General features: G+C 65.7%; 13 protein-coding genes. 10 read left to right on the top strand and 3 right to left on the bottom strand.

From position 1 onward, the window contains the following. Nucleotides 1-286 precede the first annotated feature (286 nt). A complete protein-coding gene (locus G4L39_RS06600; protein WP_165106863.1) occupies nucleotides 287-2,125 on the top strand; it encodes a transketolase in 1,839 nt (612 codons plus the stop codon). A 146-nt stretch (nucleotides 2,126-2,271) separates the two neighbouring features. On the opposite strand, the gene G4L39_RS06595 is transcribed toward G4L39_RS06600, so the two are convergent. After that, nucleotides 2,272-2,829, bottom strand: a complete 558-nt coding sequence (locus G4L39_RS06595; protein ID WP_165106862.1) for a YqgE/AlgH family protein — start codon at nucleotides 2,827-2,829, stop codon at nucleotides 2,272-2,274. A gap of 69 nt (nucleotides 2,830-2,898) precedes the next feature. On the opposite strand from G4L39_RS06595, the gene G4L39_RS15405 reads away from it, so the two are divergent. The 9 genes from G4L39_RS15405 to G4L39_RS06555 all read left to right on the top strand — a co-directional run bounded on the left by G4L39_RS15405 (nucleotide 2,899) and on the right by G4L39_RS06555 (nucleotide 14,818). Continuing rightward, nucleotides 2,899-3,027, top strand: a complete 129-nt coding sequence (locus tag G4L39_RS15405) for a hypothetical protein (protein WP_276607551.1) — start codon at nucleotides 2,899-2,901, stop codon at nucleotides 3,025-3,027. A 140-nt stretch (nucleotides 3,028-3,167) separates the two neighbouring features. Continuing rightward, nucleotides 3,168-4,892 carry a TolC family protein gene (locus G4L39_RS06590; protein WP_165106860.1) on the top strand — a complete coding sequence of 575 codons (1,725 nt, stop codon included), beginning with the start codon at nucleotides 3,168-3,170 and terminating at the stop codon, nucleotides 4,890-4,892. Continuing rightward, entirely contained in the window at nucleotides 4,889-5,695 is an 807-nt protein-coding gene (locus G4L39_RS06585) for an efflux RND transporter periplasmic adaptor subunit (protein WP_165106859.1), read from the top strand. The genes G4L39_RS06590 and G4L39_RS06585 overlap by 4 nt, the downstream gene beginning before the upstream one ends. Then, nucleotides 5,692-7,566 carry a GAF domain-containing protein gene (locus tag G4L39_RS06580; RefSeq protein ID WP_165106858.1) on the top strand — a complete coding sequence of 625 codons (1,875 nt, stop codon included), beginning with the start codon at nucleotides 5,692-5,694 and terminating at the stop codon, nucleotides 7,564-7,566. The genes G4L39_RS06585 and G4L39_RS06580 overlap by 4 nt, the downstream gene beginning before the upstream one ends. Before the next feature lie 4 nt (nucleotides 7,567-7,570). Then, nucleotides 7,571-9,724, top strand: coding sequence for a hypothetical protein (locus tag G4L39_RS06575; protein ID WP_165106857.1), 2,154 nt, complete (start codon nucleotides 7,571-7,573; stop codon nucleotides 9,722-9,724). Then, nucleotides 9,721-11,709 carry a preprotein translocase subunit SecA gene (locus G4L39_RS06570; protein WP_165106856.1) on the top strand — a complete coding sequence of 663 codons (1,989 nt, stop codon included), beginning with the start codon at nucleotides 9,721-9,723 and terminating at the stop codon, nucleotides 11,707-11,709. Before G4L39_RS06575 ends, G4L39_RS06570 begins: the two co-directional genes overlap by 4 nt. A 546-nt stretch (nucleotides 11,710-12,255) precedes the next feature. Further along, a complete protein-coding gene (locus G4L39_RS06565; protein ID WP_165106854.1) occupies nucleotides 12,256-13,725 on the top strand; it encodes an SDR family oxidoreductase in 1,470 nt (489 codons plus the stop codon). Beyond that, entirely contained in the window at nucleotides 13,707-14,330 is a 624-nt protein-coding gene (locus G4L39_RS06560) for an SDR family NAD(P)-dependent oxidoreductase (protein WP_165106853.1), read from the top strand. The genes G4L39_RS06565 and G4L39_RS06560 overlap by 19 nt, the downstream gene beginning before the upstream one ends. Next, the gene (locus tag G4L39_RS06555) at nucleotides 14,327-14,818 is read left to right on the top strand and encodes a flavin reductase (RefSeq protein WP_205880840.1); all 492 of its coding nucleotides are present in this window, start codon (nucleotides 14,327-14,329) and stop codon (nucleotides 14,816-14,818) included. The genes G4L39_RS06560 and G4L39_RS06555 overlap by 4 nt, the downstream gene beginning before the upstream one ends. 108 nt (nucleotides 14,819-14,926) lie before the next feature. Here G4L39_RS06555 and G4L39_RS06550 read toward each other — a convergent pair whose 3' ends face one another. Together G4L39_RS06550 and G4L39_RS06545 are read right to left on the bottom strand one after the other, a co-directional pair. Continuing rightward, nucleotides 14,927-15,790 carry a DUF3800 domain-containing protein gene (locus G4L39_RS06550; protein WP_276607549.1) on the bottom strand — a complete coding sequence of 288 codons (864 nt, stop codon included), beginning with the start codon at nucleotides 15,788-15,790 and terminating at the stop codon, nucleotides 14,927-14,929. Nucleotides 15,791-15,897: 107 nt separating this feature from the next. Next, entirely contained in the window at nucleotides 15,898-17,415 is a 1,518-nt protein-coding gene (locus tag G4L39_RS06545; protein WP_165106850.1) for an ATP-binding protein, read from the bottom strand. Between the last annotated feature and the right edge of the window lie 13 nt (nucleotides 17,416-17,428).

Raw genomic sequence — 17,428 nt, 5'->3', positions numbered from 1 at the left:
CCCTTGGCCCGGGTGAGTCGGTTGTGGTCACACAACGTCGGGGCGGCCCATCACTCCTTGAGGGCCACCCTCCGCGCCGTCGGGGCAAGCCCCCGGGGATTGGTATTGGGGCCTGCCCGGCGGGTCGGTTTGGCACGGCGCAAACGCGTCCATGGTCTACCGGGGCCGATCGTTCTCACGCGGCACAATGCGTCCCTGTTTTTCACTGCGCACCGGGCCGCGTCGGTGGATTGTTTTTTTTTCCTGCTTTCCCCGGAGCCGACCTCTGCTTATGCTTGCCAGCCGCATGATTGAGACCGACTTGGAACTGCTGAGGGGAATCGCAAATCAGTTGCGGATTCACTGCATCACCGCGACCACGGCGGCCGGCAGTGGGCACCCGACATCCTGCCTGTCCGCCGCCGACCTGGTGGCGGCGCTGTTCTTCGGGCACATGAGGTTCGACCCGAAGAATCCGAAGCATCCGAACAACGACCGATTCATTCTATCCAAAGGCCACGCGGCGCCGCTGTTGTACGCGGCCTGGGCCGAGGCCGGTTTCCTGCCGGTTGAACAACTGGGCCAGCTCCGGCAGATCACCTCCGACCTTGAAGGCCATCCCACGCCGCGGCTGCCGTTTGTGGACGTGGCCACGGGTTCGTTGGGCCAGGGGCTGGGCATCGGGGTCGGCATGGCCCTGGCCGCCCGTCAAAACGGGTTGGACTACCGGACCTATGTGCTGATGGGCGACGGTGAGATTGCCGAAGGCGCCGTTTGGGAGGCTGCTTCGCTGGCCGGCGTCCGTAAACTGAACAACCTCATCGGCATCGTGGACGTGAACCGGCTGGGCCAGAGCGAGGCCACGGCGTTCGGGCACGATCTGGCGACGTATCGGCGCCGGTTCGAAGCCTTCGGTTGGCGGGTGGAAGACGTGGACGGCCATGACCTGGAGGAAATTCTGGAGGTGTTGAGCGGGGTGGGCCTGGGCGATCAACCCCTCTGCATTCTGGCCCGGACCTACAAGGGCGCGGGGGTGTCGTTCCTCCAGGACAAGGACGGGTGGCATGGCAAACCGCTCAGCAAGGATGAAGCCGCCAGGGCCATTGCGGAGTTGGTGCCCACGGCGCGATCGGCGGCAGGGGTCCAGATCCCGGCCCCATCCCCCATGACACCGCCGGAGCGACCCGTGCCCGCCGCGTATCCGCCCCTGCACTATCAGGTGGGGCAGATGGTGGCCACGCGCGAGGCTTACGGAAACGCCCTGGCGCGGATGGGCGAGGTGGACCAGCGCATCGTGGCCATGGACGGCGACACCAAAAACTCCACCTTTGCGGAAAAGTTCGCCAAGAAATTCCCGGACCGGTACACCGAGTGTTACATCGCCGAGCAGACATTGGTGGCGGTGGCGGTCGGATTCAGCACGCGCGGGTTTGTGCCGTTTGCCTCCACGTTTGCCTGTTTCTTCACGCGCGCCTACGACCACATCCGCGTGGCGGGGATTTCGCGGGCGAACATCAAGCTGGTGGGTTCGCACGTCGGCGTGAGCATCGGCGAGGACGGCCCTTCGCAAATGGGACTGGAAGACCTTGCCATGATGCGGGCCGTAGCCGATTCGGTGGTGTTGTATCCCTGTGACGCGGTGAGCACGGAGAAGCTGGTGGAACAGATGGCGCTGCGGCAGGGGCTGTGCTACCTGCGGACCTCGCGGCCCAAGACGCCCGTGATCTACAACAACGACGAAACCTTCCCCATTGGCGGCGCCAAGGTGCTCCGACAGAAGGAAGGTGACCGCGTGACGGTGGTGGCCGCGGGTGTCACCCTGCACGAGGCCCTGAAGGCCGCCGATCGCCTGGCCCAGGAAGGCATCGGGATCACCGTCATCGACGCTTACAGCATCAAACCGCTGGCCGCGGACGTAATTCTGAACGCGGCGCGACGAACGCGGAACCTGGTGGTGACGGTGGAGGACCACTACGCCGAGGGCGGTCTGGGCGATGCCGTGGCCGGGGAACTGAGCGCGCAGGGTGTGCAGGTCCACAAACTGGCGGTGCGCGAGCTGCCGCGCTCGGGCAAACCGGACGAACTGCTGGCCCGGTACGGGATCAACGCCGATGCGATTGTGGCCAGGGTGCGTGCCCTGGCGTGAGCGCCGGGCGGCGGCGTACAAGCCCTCGCACATGCCACGCACCGGCTGCGAAGCCGGTTAACGGCGCTGGCGTGTCATGCGAGTGGGTCCCCTCCCCCGCCCGGTTTCGATCGGGTGGAGACACGGCCTGGAAGATCCTCACGGGTTCAGTTGAGGGAGGGATTGTCCGGGATCTGCGAAAGCAGCCGGTAACGCCATCCCTTTTTGCGGAGGACCCGGGCCCACAGGTTCTCGGTGTCCTCGTCGAACACCACGTCCAGCGAAGCCGGGTGGGTCAGCCAGGCCTTGCGCCGGATTTCATCCTCCAATTGACCGGGGGCCCAACCGGAATAGCCGGCGAAGAATTTGACCTTTTTCTCTGGTGAAAACGACTCGCCCAGCTCGACCAGTTTTTCCAGGGACATCCCCAGGCTGAGATTGGGCATGACGTCGGCGTCGGGCAGGAGGACGTCCGAGTGAAGGTAACACATGGTGGTGGGCTCGACCGGGCCGCCCAGATACAGGGGCAACTCACGCAGCGAATCCGGCAGGTCGGCCAGCAGCACCTCGCCCACGCGCGTGCCGGTGGGCCGGTTCAGCACCAGGCCGAAGGCACCGTCCTCATCGTGCCGGCAGATGAGAATCACCGTCCGCGCGAAGAACGATCCGCTCAACTGCCCGCTGTCCAGTAGCAAATAACCTTTCAGCGATTTGCCCACTGCCATAAATGCCTCGTTCCGCAACTGAATGTCGCGCAACCTTGTCCGGCTGACAACCCGGTTTACATTGGCCTCGTGAAAACGCGTTGGGCATGGTTGTTGGTGTTGGTGCTGGTGACGGCCGGACTCCTGGGGTGCCGGTGTCCCCGTGAAAGCGGGGCGCGCGAGTACCGACCGGGTCAGGGCTGGACACCGGTTCGCTAGTCGCGGCGGATTCCTTTTGCGGGGGCGCAGTGGGGGTCCCCGGGGACGCCACCGGGCGGTTGTCCGGAACGACCCGGAGTCGCAGGTCCGTAAAAAACCGAAGTTTGCCGGGCGGGTCGGACCGGGTAAGTTGGCAACCCGTGAAGGGACCCCTGACTGCGGTAACGGTTTGGCTGTCTGGCTGGACACTGGTTTGGGTGCTGGTGAACCGGGCACCCGCGGGGCAGGGTCCGGGACAGGCGCAAACCGGACCGGACACGGTCTGGGAGCTGACCCTGACCAACTACCTGCGGACGGTACTGGAGGCCAACGAGACGCTGCAGGCGCGCTGGTTGGAGAGCGTGGCGGCCTGGCGCCGGGCACGGGCCGAGCGGGGCGCGTTTGAACCGGAACTGTTCGCCTCGGTCCAGCGCCAGATCAACGAACGACTCAACACCGTCGAGCAACAACGAAGCACGTTGACCAGCGTCTTCAGCGAGCGGAACAACATCTATCAGGGCGGCCTGGAGGGTTTGTTACCCAGCGGGGCGCGCGTGCGGGTGGGCTACACGCTCCGGGATCTGAAAAACAACCTGCAAAGCCAGCCGCTGTTTTTGTTCCGCGGCGCCACCAATGGCGAGTTTGTCACGTTCGTGGGCGTGTCGGTGACGCAGCCACTGCTGAAGGACGCCGGGCCCGCGGCCACGTTGGCGGCCCTGCGCATCGCGGCGCTGGAATCGGACATCGCTTTTCACGAGTACCGGCGACAATTGATGATCACGCTGGCACAGGCCGAGGACGCCTACTGGAACCTGTACCTGGCCCAGGAGCAGGTCCGGTTCTTTGAAGAGTCGCTGGCCACGGCGGAAAAACTGCTGGAAGACAACCGGAAAAGGTTTGAGGCGGGGCGGGGTTCGGAGTTGGAGATCCTGGAGGCGGAGGCGGGTGTGGCGCTACGACGCGCCAAGCTGGAGGAAGCCCTGCAAAAACGGGAAGAAGCAGCCGCCCGCGTCCTGGCGTTTTGCTCGCGCACGCTGAGCGAGAGCCGGACCCGGGTGGTGGCCGTGGACACCCCGCCGCCGGAGGCCGCAGAACCGGATTCCTTCGCCTTGTGGCAGGCTGCCTGGCAACGGAATCCGGACTATCAGATTCAGCGCTTCAAGGTCATGCAGGAAGCCAATCGCGTGGGTTACCAGCGCAACCAGCGGCTGCCCGAGCTGAACCTCGTGGGCAGCTACGGCTGGAACGGCCTGGGCGAGACGCCGGGGGATTCCTGGGCGGTGGTGGAGGATGGCGGATTCCCCAGTTGGACACTGGGACTGGAACTGCGATTTCCCGTGGGCGGTGGCATCAAACAGCGGAACCAATTCCGCGCCGCGCGACTCCAATATGAAGCGGCGGAACTGGCGCTGCGCGAACTGGAACGCCAGATCGCCAACGCCCTCGAGGTGGTCCGGCAAAAACTCCGGGCCACACGCGCCGGGATCGAAGGTTACGAGGCCCTCGTGCGATTCAATCGCACCTTGTTGGAATCCGCACTGGCCCGCCTGGAAGTGGGCAAGCTGGACAGTCGCAAGGTGCTGGAAATCGAGCAGGACCTTTTGGAAGCGCGGAATCAGCTGGCGGAAACCCTGGTCCAACGTCAACGCGCAATCCTGGAGCTGGAGGTGGTCAGCGGGCGGCTCCTGGAGGCACGCGGATGCGAACCGGATCGCACGCAATTGGCGGCGGGTCTGCGCCGGTGGCAGACCCGCGCGGATGAAATCGTCGCAGCCGGTTCGGCAAACCCGGAGCCCGCCCGGCCCACCGATCCGGCCGGGCACGAAACCCCGGCTCAGCGTCGAGCCCTGGAGGCGCTGCGGCGGCAACCGGACGTGACCCCATGAAAAACTCGAAACTTGTACACCGCAGAAGGGATTGTTCCGCCCGTGTGCGGACCTGGCTGGCTGCAGCCTGCATGGTGGCCTGGCTGGCACGGGGGACCGAACCGGCCCCCGGCATCACCGAGGCCATGTACGACGGCACACTCAGCCTGCCGGTGGCGGGAATCGTCACCCGATGCCCCGTGCGCGAAGGCTCGGCCGTGCGCGCCGGGGATGTGTTGCTGGAACTCGACACCGCCCTGGAAGAGCTCGAAGTCACACGCCGACGATTGGTTTTGGAAAACCGCCGGACCGAATACGAAGCCCTCCGGCGGCTCTTCGAGCAGAACAGCATTTCGGTGAAGAAGGAGGAACTCGACAAGGCACGGGCCGATTACCAGATCGCCGAAACCGAACTGCGAATGGCCGAGGAACAACTCCGTCGGCGCCGGCTGGTGGCGCCCTGCGACGGTGTGGTGGTGGACGTCCTGCCCGAGGTGGGGGAAGCGGTGCAGGCCTACCAACCGCTGGTTCGGCTGGTGGACACCCGCCGCGTGCGCTTCACCGCCAACCTGGAACCGGCATGGTGCGCCGCACTGCAGCCCGGCCGGACGGTGACGGTGGAACTGGACGCTGCACCGGCACCGGTGCGCGTGCAGGGCAGGGTCGCCTTTGTCTCGCCGGTGGCAGATCCGGCCAGCGGCCTGCGGCGCGTGGAGGTCTGGTTCGAAAACCCCGAGGGCGCCGTGGCCCCGGGCGTGGCCGGTCGACTCATCCCCGAAACCACCGCCGGACCTCCCCCCTCGCCAACCCTGAAAGTGCCATGAACACGGCGAACATGACGGAAATCCCGGCCTCAGCCGCTGAACGGTTCGAGGCGGGTTTGCAACGCCTGAACACGCTGCGCCTGTTCGAAGGCCCGCCCGAAGAATTCTGGGCTCTGTTCCAGGAAACCACCACCCTGTTGGCCGGTGCCCGGGCCGGCGTGCTGTTCCGACAGGAGGATGGCGCGCCGTTGCAGCCGGTGCGACAATGGCCGGAACACCTCCACCTTCAACCCGGCCTGCAACTCTTCTGGCGGGCCGCGCCGGAGGTGGCCCGGGCCGTGGCCGGACGCGAAGCCGCGCTGGCACCTCTGAACGGTGCCGGCAAGGGCCCCGGCTCGTATGCACTGGCCGTGCGATGGGAAACAGCCGAGCCCGGCCCGCGCCTGATCTCGGTGTTTTACCTGGAATCGGCCAGCGAGGTTCAGGCCGCAGCGGCTCTGCGGCACCTGCGGTTGATGGCCGATACACCCCGGCTCTACCAACTGCGTCAGCGGGTGCAACAAGCCCGGGAAACACTGGGTCAACTCGCCTCGGTAACGGACCTGATGGCCGTCCTCAATGCGCACGACCGTTTCCCGGCCCTGGCACTGGCCCTGGTGAACGAACTGGCCGGCCGCCTGGAATGCACGCGGGTGGCTCTGGGTTGGCGCCGCGGACCCTACATCCGTCTGCAGGCCATCAGTCACACCGACCGGTTCGAACGGAAAATGGAAGCCGTGCGCCGACTGGAACAGGCCATGGAAGAGGCCATGGACCAGAACGACATCCTCCGGTGGCCGGCCGACCCTTCCGACCCGCACGTGACCCGCGACCACGCCGCCCTGGCGGCCTTCCAGGGCGTGGCGTATGTGATTTCCGTCCCGCTCCGAGTCCAGGGTCAGGTCGTGGGCGTGTTGACCTGTGAACGAGCCAACCGCCCCTTCGGTGAGACGGATCAACAGTTTCTCGGGCTGGTGGCCGAACTGGTGGTCCGCCGACTGGCCGAACGGTTCGAGGCGGACCGCTGGGTCGGCGCCCGCGCCGCCGCAGCCGCTCGCCGTCGCCTGGCCCGTTGGCTGGGCCCGGAACACACCTGGGCCAAGGTGGGCGCCCTGGCCGGGGTCACTGCCCTGGCCGTCCTGCTGTTGGGCGGCATGACCTACCGCGTGGAAGCCCCCTTCGAACTGCAGACCGAGGACGTGGCGGTACTGACCGCGCCGTTTGCCGGTTACATCGCCGAGGTGCCTCACGAGGTCGGCGACGTGGTGCCCTCGGGCGACCTGTTGTTGTCGCTGGACACGCGCGAGCTGTTGCTGGAAGAAGCGGCCGCACTGGCCGATCTGGACCGCGCCCTGCGCGAAGCCGAAAAGGCCCGCGCCGCCGGTGCATTGGCCGACATGCGCGTGGCGGAAGCCCAAGCCCGACAGGCCCGGGCACGCCTCGGCTTGATCCGGCACCGGCTGTCCCAAGCCCACCTGCGCAGTCCCTTTGACGGCGTGGTGGTGGAGGGCGATCTGAAGGAACACCTGGGCGCGCCCGTGCGGCCCGGCGACCCGCTGTTCCGGGTGGCGCGACTGGACCGGTTGTACTTCGAATGCCGCGTGCGCGAGACCGACATCCACGAGGTCCGGCCCGGCGCGCCGGGCGAGGTCGCCTTCCTGAGCCAGCCCCGCCTCAAGTTTCCCGTCCGCGTCGAACGAATCGAACCCGCCGCCCAAACCCACGAGGGTCAAAACGTCTACCTGGTCCGTTGCACCACGCTGGATCCGCCCCCCGAATGGTGGCGTCCCGGCATGACCGGCGTGGCCAAATTGGAGGTCGGTCACCGAACCTTCTTCTGGATCCTCACCCATCGCACGGTCGATTTCCTGCGCCTGTTCTTCTGGCTCTGATCCCATGCTGCCCGGCAGCGTCCCAAGTGAAAGCTGGCATCGAGCGGCCGACCAACGGCTCACGCTCCGGCCGGACGTGCGCGTGCGCCGACAGTTTTTCCGGGGTGAACTCTGGTACGTGTTGGAGGATCCCCTCACCAACCAGTTCTTCCGGCTCCCGGCCCGGGCCTGGGCCTTCGTGGCGCGGCTGCGACCCGACCTCACCGTGCAACAGGCCTGGGAAGCCTGCGTGCGCGCCCAGCCGGATACGGCGCCCGGCCAGGAGGAGACCATCCAACTGCTGGCCCGCTTGCATCAGGCCAACCTGCTGCAATCCGATCAACCGCCGGACAGCGCCCGCCTGTTCGAACGTCAACGCCAGCGCGAACGCCGCCAGTGGCAGGCGCGACTCCTGGGCATCATGTTCGCGCGCATTCCACTGTGGGATCCCGACCGGTTCCTCCAGCGGGTCCTGCCCTTGATGCGCTGGTTTTTGGGCCCGGCCGGCTGGTGCCTGTGGGTGGCGACGGTGGGTTGGGCCGTCAAGGTGGCGGTGGACCACGCGCCGGAGTTGATGCAGCAAACGGATCGGATCCTGGCCCCCGACAACTGGCTCCTGTTGTACGTCGGGTTCGCCCTGCTCAAGTTGCTGCACGAGTTGGGACACGCCCTGGTCTGCCGCCATCTGGGTGGCGAGGTGCACACCCTGGGCATCATGTTCCTCATTTTCACGCCCGTGCCCTACGTGGACGTAACCTCGGCCTGGGGATTTCGCGAACGGGCCCATCGCATCTGGGTGGGGCTGGCCGGCATGTGGGTGGAATTGTTCGTGGCGGCGCTGATGACCTTCGTGTGGGCGGGTACCGCCCCGGGCACCGTCCATTCCCTGGCGTTCAACATGATGTTCGTGGCCTCCGTCTCCACCATCCTGTTCAACGCCAACCCGCTGATGCGGTTCGACGGGTATTTCGTGCTGTCGGACCTGCTGGACATCCCCAACCTGTACAGTCGGGCCAACCAGATGCTGGGTTATGTGGTGGAACGGTTTGCCTTCGGTTGCACGACTGCCGTGAGTCCGGCCCGGAGCCGGCGTGAAGCGGTCTGGCTGCTGTTGTATGCGGTGTGCGGGCACGTGTACCGCGTCGTGGTGTTTGCAGGCATCCTGTTGTTCGTCGGCAAACGGTTCCTCCTACTGGGTGTGTTGATGGCCGTGGCCTGCCTGATCGGCTGGGTGGTGGCACCCCTGGTCCGTGCCGTGGCCTACCTGGCAGCCAGCCCGCGTCTGGAACGATGTCGGCTGCGCGCCTGGACGGTCAGCGGCGCCGCGTTGGCCGGGGTGTTCCTCGTCCTGGGCGGGGTGCCGTTGCCCCATCACTTCCGGGCCGAGGGTGTGCTCCGATCCGATCGGTACACCCTGCTGGCGGCGCCCACGGAAGGTCGGTTGGTGGAGATCCTCGCCCCACCCGGCCGCAACGTGCAGGCCGGTGACCCGCTGCTGCGGCTGGAGAATCCGGAGCTGGAATGGGAACGACAGCTGGCCCGGGCCCAATGGGAGGAAACGGTGGCCCGCGAACGCCGGGCCCTGCACGACGCCACCGCCGACCTGCGACCGCTGGCGGCTAGGCGCGCCGCCCTGGAAAAACGAATCCGCGAAATCGAAGCCGAACAGGCTCTGCAGCTGGTCCGCGCCCCGCACGCGGGCCGTTGGGTGGCACCGGAGCTGGATCAGGCCGTGGGACGCTGGATCCCGCGGGGCACCACCCTGGGCCTGGTGCTCAGCGAGGAAAATTTCCTTTTCGAAGCGGCGGTGACACAGCGGGAAGCCGCCTGGCTGTTCGCCCAACCTCTGCGCGCCGCAGAAGTGCGGTTCCGCGGCCAGGCCGGCACCCCCCTCAACGTAACGGCCCAGCGTGTTGTGCCGGCCGAGCACCGTCAGTTGCCCTCCCCGGCCCTCGGATGGCGCGGCGGCGGCAAAATCCCGGTCGCATTGGATGATCCCTCCGGCCGGCGCGCGGCCGAACCGTTTTTCCTGGTCCGGGCCGAACTGGCGCAGGATCCGGCGGTGACATTGATGCACGGCCGTTCCGGACAGATCCGCTACACCCTGCCCCCGGAACCGCTGCTCCGGCAGTGGGGCCGGCGGCTGCACCAACTCCTCCAACGCGAATACGGGTGGTGAACGCGAGCACGCTCCAGATCGCAGTATGGACGCCCACGCGGGTGCCGCCCCTGACCAGGGGCCTGGACGCCCTGGTGGACCGCTGCATCGGCTACTGGCAACGTCGGAGCGCCCGACTGCACCAGCTCCGCAACACGGCCGAGGAAGTGATCCGGCTGGCCCCCCAACTGCGGATTTGCTCGGACGCCGTGCTGCGCGAGCGCCTGACCGGGTACCGCGAACAGTTCCGCCGACCCGACCGGGTGAGTGAACCGGTTCTCCGGGAGGCCCTGGCAGCGGTCCGGGAAGCAGCGACACGCACAATCGGCTTGGAACCGTTTCCCGAGCAGATCCTGGGTGCCCTGGCGCTGTATCGCGGGTTCCTTGCCGAAATGGCCACCGGCGAGGGCAAAACCCTCACCGCCGGCCTGGCCGCAGTCCTTTTCGGCTGGACCCGTCGCCCCTGCCACGTCGTCACGGTCAACGATTACCTGGCCGAACGCGATGCCGCCTGGATGAGACCCCTGTTCGAGTTCTGCGGGGTAACCTCCGGTTGCGTGCTCTCCACCATGGACGCCGCGGCACGTCGCCGCGCCTATGCCTGCGACGTCACCTACACCACCAGCAAGGAGGTGGTGGCCGATTTTCTCCGGGACCGTCTGGCCCTGGGGGCGGCCGGCTCCCATCCGGCACGACTCTGGCTGGCCCAACTGGTGGGCACGCAACCGCACCCGGCACCCTGCGTCCAACGGGGCCTCCACACCGCCATTGTGGACGAGGCGGACAGTGTCCTCATTGACGAGGCCGTCACCCCGCTGATCATTTCGGCCTCCACCAACACGCCCGCAGAGGAGGAAATCTACCGCCGGGCCTGGGCGGTGGCCGCCTCGCTGCAGCCGGGTCGGCACTACCGCGTGGATCCCCGCCATCGCGACGTCGAGCTGCTCCCGCCCGGCCGCGCCGCCCTGGAGGAAGCTTGGGAAACCGTGCCCCGCTACTGGCGCAGCCCGTGGCGACGCGAACAACTGTTGCGTCAGGCCCTGGTGGCCCGCGAATTCTTCCATCGCAACGTCCAGTACGTGGTCCAGGATCGGCAAGTCATCCTGGTGGATGAATTCACCGGCCGGCTCATGCCGCACCGACGCTGGCGCGCCGGGCTCCACCAGCTCATCGAAGCCAGGGAAGGCCTGCCCCTGACGCCGCCCGACCAGACCCTGGCCCGGCTCAGTTTCCAGCGATTCTTCCGCCTCTACCGCCACCTCTGTGGCATGACCGGCACCGCCCAAGAGGCCGCGGCCGAATTCTGGCACGTCTACCGACTGCCGGTCCTCGTGATCCCGCGACACCGACCCTGCATCCGTGAACAGTGGCCGGATTGCGTGTTCCCGGACACCGAAAGCAAATGGCGCGCCGTGGTGGAGGAGATCGGCCGGGTCCATGCCACCGGCCGACCGGTCCTGGTGGGCACGCGCAGCGTCGCCGCCAGCGAAGAACTGGCCCGCCGGCTGCGCGAAGCTGGCCTGGAGTTCAACCTCCTCAACGCCACGCGGCATCGCGAAGAAGCCGCCATCGTCGCGCAGGCCGGTCAACCGGGACGAATCACCATCGCCACCAACATGGCCGGACGCGGCACGGACATCAAACTGGGCCCGGGCGTGGCCGCCCTGGGCGGCTTGCACGTCATCGCTACGGAAAAGCATGAAAGTCCGCGAATTGACCGGCAATTGTACGGCCGCGCCGGGCGCCAGGGCGATCCGGGCAGTGCCCGTGCCTTTCTGAGTCTGGAAGACGAACTGTTCCGCCGTTTCCTGCCCGGTTCACTGCGTCGGGCGTTGACCCACATGCTCCGCCACTGGGTTCCGGGATCGGAACGCGCCGCCGCGGCGGCCTGTGTCCTGGCCCAACATCGGGCAGCCCGGGAAGCCTATCGACAACGTTTGCGTGTGTTGCGGCACGACACCTGGCTGGACGAATCTCTCAGCTTCGTGCCGCCCGAACGCCTTTAACCACCCACTCACGCCCACCGCCCGCCCCCGAAAACCCGGCTCCAACCTGCCGTCAGCTTCTCATGAAGCGCCGGATGCAATGCCCCGCCCCAGGCCTTCCGCATTTCTGTCCTTCTGAGAAGGACACCTGTGGTCCCGTCTGTCCTTTTGGCAAGGCCAGCTGGTGGTGACGACTCGGTTGGGCCCGACCGCGCCCGCCGCCACTCCGGATGTCTCCGGATGTCGGTGATCGCGCGAAGCGGTCCAGGTTTTACAGTCTCCATCGCTAGTGGCTCGCCTTCACCCTTTCGAGAACCTCGCCGATGGGGGCACTGCCGCCAAGCTCCACCAGACTCTCCAAGATCGGTTTGCGAAACGCATCTTCCAAGGTACGAAGCCCGCGTTGAAGGCGTTCTTTGGCAGTTCGTCGTGGCTTTGGCTGACGCGCTTTGGGAAGACCCACCACCAACGCCCGCAAAAGCAGGAGAGGTTCCAGTTGCAGAGTGCGCCATGCAGGTTGAGGCTGCACGGGTTGCCGACTCCGGTTTGGCTGCTAAAGTGGGCACAATGCGGGTACTGGTCACCGGGGCCACGGGATACGTAGGGGGCAGGCTGGTCCCCCGGCTCTTGGAGCGGGGGCACTCGGTGCGGGTCCTGGTACGCGACCCGGCCCGGCTTGAGGGCCGCCCTTGGGCGGGCCGGGTGGAGGTCCACCGGGGGAGCATGGAAGACCCCGAGGCTCTCAAGCGGGCCTTGGAGGGGGTGGGAACCGCCTATTACCTGGTCCACGCCATGCTCTCGGAGAAGGATTTCCAGAAGGCGGAAGAGCGCCAGGCGGAGTCCTTCGCCCGAGCGGCCCGGGAGGCGGGACTTGGGCACGTGGTCTACCTGGGAGGTCTTCTGCCCAAAGGGGCCCGGCCCTCCTCACACCTGACAAGCCGGGCACGAGTGGGTGAGATCCTCCGGGCCCACCTCCCCACCACGGAATTTCGGGCGGGGCCCATCGTGGGTTCGGGCTCGGCCAGCTTTGAAATGGTCCGTTACCTTACCGAAAGGCTCCCGGTCATGGTGGCCCCCCGTTGGGTGCTGAACCTCGTGTCCCCCATCGCCGTCCGGGACGTCCTGGCCTACCTCCTCCTGGCCCTGGAGAAGGGGCCCCTTGATGTGGTGGAGGTGGGAGCGGAGCCCCTCACCTTCAGGGCCATGATGGAGACCTACGCCCGGCTGCGGGGGCTCAGGCGGGTCATCCTGCCCGTGCCTGTCCTGGCACCGCGGCTCGCCGCCCTCTGGGTGGGCTTGGTCACTCCCATCCCCAATCGCCTGGCCGTCCCCTTGGTGGAGGGCATCCTTCACCCTCTGGTGGCGGACACCGCCCGGGCCCGGGCCTTGTTCCCCGAAGTGAACCCCATCCCCTACGAGAAAGCGGTGGCCCTGGCCTTGGAACGGCTGGCCTTGGGAAAAGTTGAGACCCGCTGGTCTGGGGCCCTTTTCGGCCCCGGATATCTTCTTGAAGACCGGGAAGGGATGATCCGGGAGGTGCGGACCCTTCGGGTGGAGGCTCCACCCGAGTCGGTCTTCCGGGTCCTCACCTCCCTGGGCGGGGACAAGGGCTGGCTGGTTTGGGGTTGGGCTTGGCAGCTCCGCGGGCTCATGGACCGGCTCCTGGGAGGGCCGGGTCTCCGGCGGGGTCGACGTCATCCCACCGAGCTCCTCCCGGGAGAGGCGGTCGACTTCTGGCGCGTAGAGGCCCTGGAGCCCGCCCGCCTCCTGCGGTTACGGGCGGAGATGCGACTACCTGGCGAAGCCTGGTTGGAGTGGTGCCTCCACCCCGAGGACGAGGGATGCCGCTTGATCCAGACGGCCTACTTCGCTCCCCGAGGGCTCAGCGGCTTCCTCTATTGGTGGCTCCTCTACCCGTTCCACCGCCGAATCTTTAGTGACCTGGTGGGGGCGGTTCGTCGCGAGGTTTTACGGACCGGTTCAAACAACGTTCCATTCGAAGGCTCGAAAAAGCGCGTATGCGAATCCTCATCCTAGGTGCAACGGGCGGGCTGGGCCAGGCATTGGCCCGGCAGTTACAGGGCCAGGGCGAACTCCTTTTGGTAGGGCGGAGGCCGCAAGTGCTCCGCGACCTCGCGCAGGAGTTGGGAGGAAGTTCCCTTCGGGGCGACCTTTCGGACGAGCTGGAGGCAAGTGCCCTCTTGGAGCAAGCGGGTCCGGTGGACCTCCTCTTCCACGCGGTGGGAGTAGCGGGGCGGGCCCCGGCGCGGGAGACCGGGCGGCAGCTCTTGGAGGCGATGCTCTCTGCCCACTTTCTCTCCGCTGCCAATGTCCTGAAGTACGCCCGCTTCGGGCAGGGTGCCCGGGCCGTCTTCTTCGGGGCCTACCCGGCCTACGTGCGGGTGCCGGGCTTTGGCGCCTACGCCGCCGCCAAGGCCGCCCTCGAGGCCTACCTCGAGGTGGCCCGGAAGGAGCTGCGCAAGGATGGGGTGCGCCTGATCCTGGTGCGCCTCCCTGCGGTGGCCACTCCCCTCTGGACTCCGCTGGGCGGTCCGCCCCGGGGCGCCCTGGCTCCGGAGGAGGCGGCCCGAAAGGTGCTGGAGGCCGTTCTGGGCGACGCGGGGGATGAGGTGGCGCTGTGAGGTACAGGAGCCTCTTCTACCCCATGCACCTGGCCCTCCTGGCCGTGGGGGATAACTTCTTCCCCATGGCCTGGTGGACTCCGGTCTCCAAAAGCCCCTTCCGCTTCCTCTTGGCGGTGGACCGGCAAAACTACAGCCTGGGGCTCCTCCGGGAGCTGGGGGAGGCCGCCCTCTGCTTCCTCCCCTGGGAGGAGCGGGCCTGGGTGGTGCGGGCCGGCTACCTCACGGGGCGGAAAAGCTCCAAGGCAGCCCGGCTCGGGGTGGAGCTCCGCCCGGCCCGGAGATTGGATCGCACCCGGGTACCCGCCACGGCGCTGGCGGTCTTTGAGCTGAAGACGCGGGAGTGGCCCTCGGACGGGGACCACGCCCTCTTCCTGGCAGACGTGGTCCACACGGAGGGAATCCCGGAGGTCCGGAGGCGGCCCATCCTCTTTCTGGGTCTCCGAAACTTTGCCACCCTGGGACAGACGTGGAGCTTCAGGAGATGAGGCGGCTGGCCCCGGTCCTTCTCAAGGACCGGCTGCCCATCTTCACAGGCCCATTTGGTGCCCCGGCTTCTCAAACGGAAAGTTCAGAACGGCGTGGTCCACGAGGAGTCATCGTTCCATTACGTACCCCAAGCTTCGTTTGAGCTGCTCCCACAATCCGGGATTCGATGGCCATAATACAAAACCATCGCCAAAGAGACCCGGCGTTCCGTGACGACTTCGAAAGCGACCGCTTATCGCCTTGAAGCACTCGACTTTCCAGGAAGTCTCACGGTTTTCCCGTGCAGCGCCAACCCATTCCCTTGTGACCCCGGCCACGACATCAGCGATTTGCAGCATGTCGTGATACGTGGCATCGCCGATCAAAACCGAAGGATGAAAACCGATTTCACAAAGCGGAACCACTTTGTGCTGCCCGCCAGGACCCCGCCCTGCGCCGTTCCGGTACCAGTCTTGATAGGTCTTCTCCACTGCCGTTGACCCTCGCCGGATCGCTCTGAGTGTGAAAGACTCCCGTCCCAGCTCCGGAGTGTCGCAGATGATGACGCAGCTTTGAAACCGGGCCTCGACAACCTCCTGAGCCACGCGCTGGACAAGGTACTTGAGCCCCTCACAATAGAAGTCTCGCACGCTTGTCTTCCGCCACACCCACTTTTTCCAGAACGACAAGTCCCTCTGCTCGAGCATCACAACGGCAATGAAGGTGAGATCGTATCGTCCTGCGACAAACTTTACCGCTTGTTCACGGAGTTCCTTGCTCGTCCTCTGAACTTGTGCGAGCGCCTGACGGGTGGGATGACCTTCAGGGACATTCCATTTGACCTCCACCTCTGGTGGTAATCCGAGCGCAGTCTTCACGTTTCGCCATTCGTTGACAATCCCCGGCACTGCGTCCCAGTCGCAAAGAACTCCGGCGACGACCAACATGTCGCCCTTCCCAGACTCGTCGATCCAAACCCTCAGCGATCCCATTTCGCACCCCGAGGCATATGACCCGGAACACTTCGTTCCCCCAACACTCCGGACCTTTCAAGGCGGTCCGGTTGTATGGGCCGCGCGAGAAAGCTGTCGTCATCTTCTCACCTCATGAGCAAGAGCGATGAGAGAGGGAGCGCAATGATGCGCGGATCGGTAATGGGGACATCGTCCCGGAGCGTAATCAAAATGCCGAAGGGCGCATGATAGACGGTCTTTTCCAGAAATGCCCGCAGCCCCAACGTATCCCGATGCTCGTCGATGCGGTGACGATATTTTACTTCCATGGGAATCCGATGTTCGCCGATCGTAATGACATAGTCGACCTCTGGCTCTATCCCGCGCCCTGGGAACCAGGCCAGGTCCAGGCCCGGCATGGTGCCCAGAAAGTATCCGACCACGCTCTCCGCAATATGCCCAGCCAGATCGCTCAAATGAGGGTTTTGCTGAAGATCCTCCGGAGTCAGAGGAATCACCTCCTGGAGCCAGCTGGCTCGCAACGAGTGGTCGCAAAGACAAATCTTGGGAGAGCCCTTGGCCCGCTTGAGGCGAAGCTCCAGGGGTGGAACCAGGCGAATCAACAAGGTGTCGTTGAGGAACCGCAGATACGCCAGAACCCGCTGGTAGCCGACATTGGTATTCAGTGCCTGCCGCAGCTCTTGCACGAAAAGGGCAGGCCCCGGCGACTGCCCTGCATAGCGGCAGGAAAGCCGAAAAAGCTCTTCCAAAAGATTCTGATCCCGCTTGCGTCCCCGTTCACCGAGACGCAGGTCATGCTGGATCACCCGACGAATGACGGTCTCGTTCAGCTGGTCGGCAACCTCTTCCCATGGGCGATCCACGCGCGCCTGCGCCACGGGATAGCCCCCGCGTTCCGAAAAAGCGGCAAAAGCCCGATCCCGCACTTCCTGATGTTTCTTTCCATACTTCCGCAGGTCTTCCCAGAAGCGGCGCTCCTTGAGCTCCTTCAGGCCATTCAGCGGGAGTAGAGGAGACAGGTCGCCCCAACCACGCAACGCCGCAATCTCGCGCAGCAGAAGTGTGCCCAACTCCAGGGTGGAGATTCTGCCCGCCAGGCTATCCCGCCCATGTTCGATGCGCAGCGCAGAGCTGCCCGTCAGTAACACGCGGATTGCATGGTGATCCACCAACGCCTTGACCTGCGGCGCCCAGTCGGTCAGGTTTTGAACCTCATCAAGGAAGACGAACACAGGTTCCCCTTTGCGCGCCCACTCGTTGAAGGTGCCTCCGAGCACCCGATTCTCATACCAGCGGCAGAGGCTGAGGATGGGATCCTCAAGCCTCTTCAGCGATGGAATCTCATCAAACTGGACACGAAAAATGCGCCTTGGGTTGACATTCTCCGTGGAGAGGAGATGGTCAATGATCTGCTGATGCAGGGTGGTCTTGCCGACCTGACGAGGCCCGCGAATCACCGTGACCGGGGCGAGTCCCGATTTCAACCGCTGCAGGGCATGGTCAAATAACCACCGGCGGAACGGGGGCAAAGGAGGCATGGGTTTGCCCTGCCACCAGGGGTTGATGTCGTTGAGGAAGCGCTCCAGCTCCGCCGGGAGCGTTGTCCCAAACAACGTGTCGGTCGGTCGAGTCTTCTCATCCATTGGAGCGTCTCCG

It is taken from the genome of Limisphaera ngatamarikiensis (assembly GCF_011044775.1).
GTDB lineage: Bacteria > Verrucomicrobiota > Verrucomicrobiia > Limisphaerales > Limisphaeraceae > Limisphaera > Limisphaera ngatamarikiensis.
This window is presented reverse-complemented; position numbering and strand designations above follow the sequence as displayed.

Bases quoted from the DNA above. Each gene is read 5' to 3' on its own strand.
- G4L39_RS06550 (WP_276607549.1), bottom strand. From the start codon at position 15,790: ATGGGATCGCTGAGGGTTTGGATCGACGAGTCTGGGAAGGGCGACATG.
- G4L39_RS06575 (WP_165106857.1), top strand. From the start codon at position 7,571: ATGCTGCCCGGCAGCGTCCCAAGTGAAAGCTGGCATCGAGCGGCCGAC.
- G4L39_RS06560 (WP_165106853.1), top strand. From the start codon at position 13,707: ATGCGAATCCTCATCCTAGGTGCAACGGGCGGGCTGGGCCAGGCATTG.
- G4L39_RS06565 (WP_165106854.1), top strand. From the start codon at position 12,256: ATGCGGGTACTGGTCACCGGGGCCACGGGATACGTAGGGGGCAGGCTG.
- G4L39_RS06600 (WP_165106863.1), top strand. From the start codon at position 287: ATGATTGAGACCGACTTGGAACTGCTGAGGGGAATCGCAAATCAGTTG.
- G4L39_RS06585 (WP_165106859.1), top strand. From the start codon at position 4,889: ATGAAAAACTCGAAACTTGTACACCGCAGAAGGGATTGTTCCGCCCGT.
- G4L39_RS06595 (WP_165106862.1), bottom strand. From the start codon at position 2,829: ATGGCAGTGGGCAAATCGCTGAAAGGTTATTTGCTACTGGACAGCGGG.
- G4L39_RS06580 (WP_165106858.1), top strand. From the start codon at position 5,692: ATGAACACGGCGAACATGACGGAAATCCCGGCCTCAGCCGCTGAACGG.
- G4L39_RS06545 (WP_165106850.1), bottom strand. From the start codon at position 17,415: ATGGATGAGAAGACTCGACCGACCGACACGTTGTTTGGGACAACGCTC.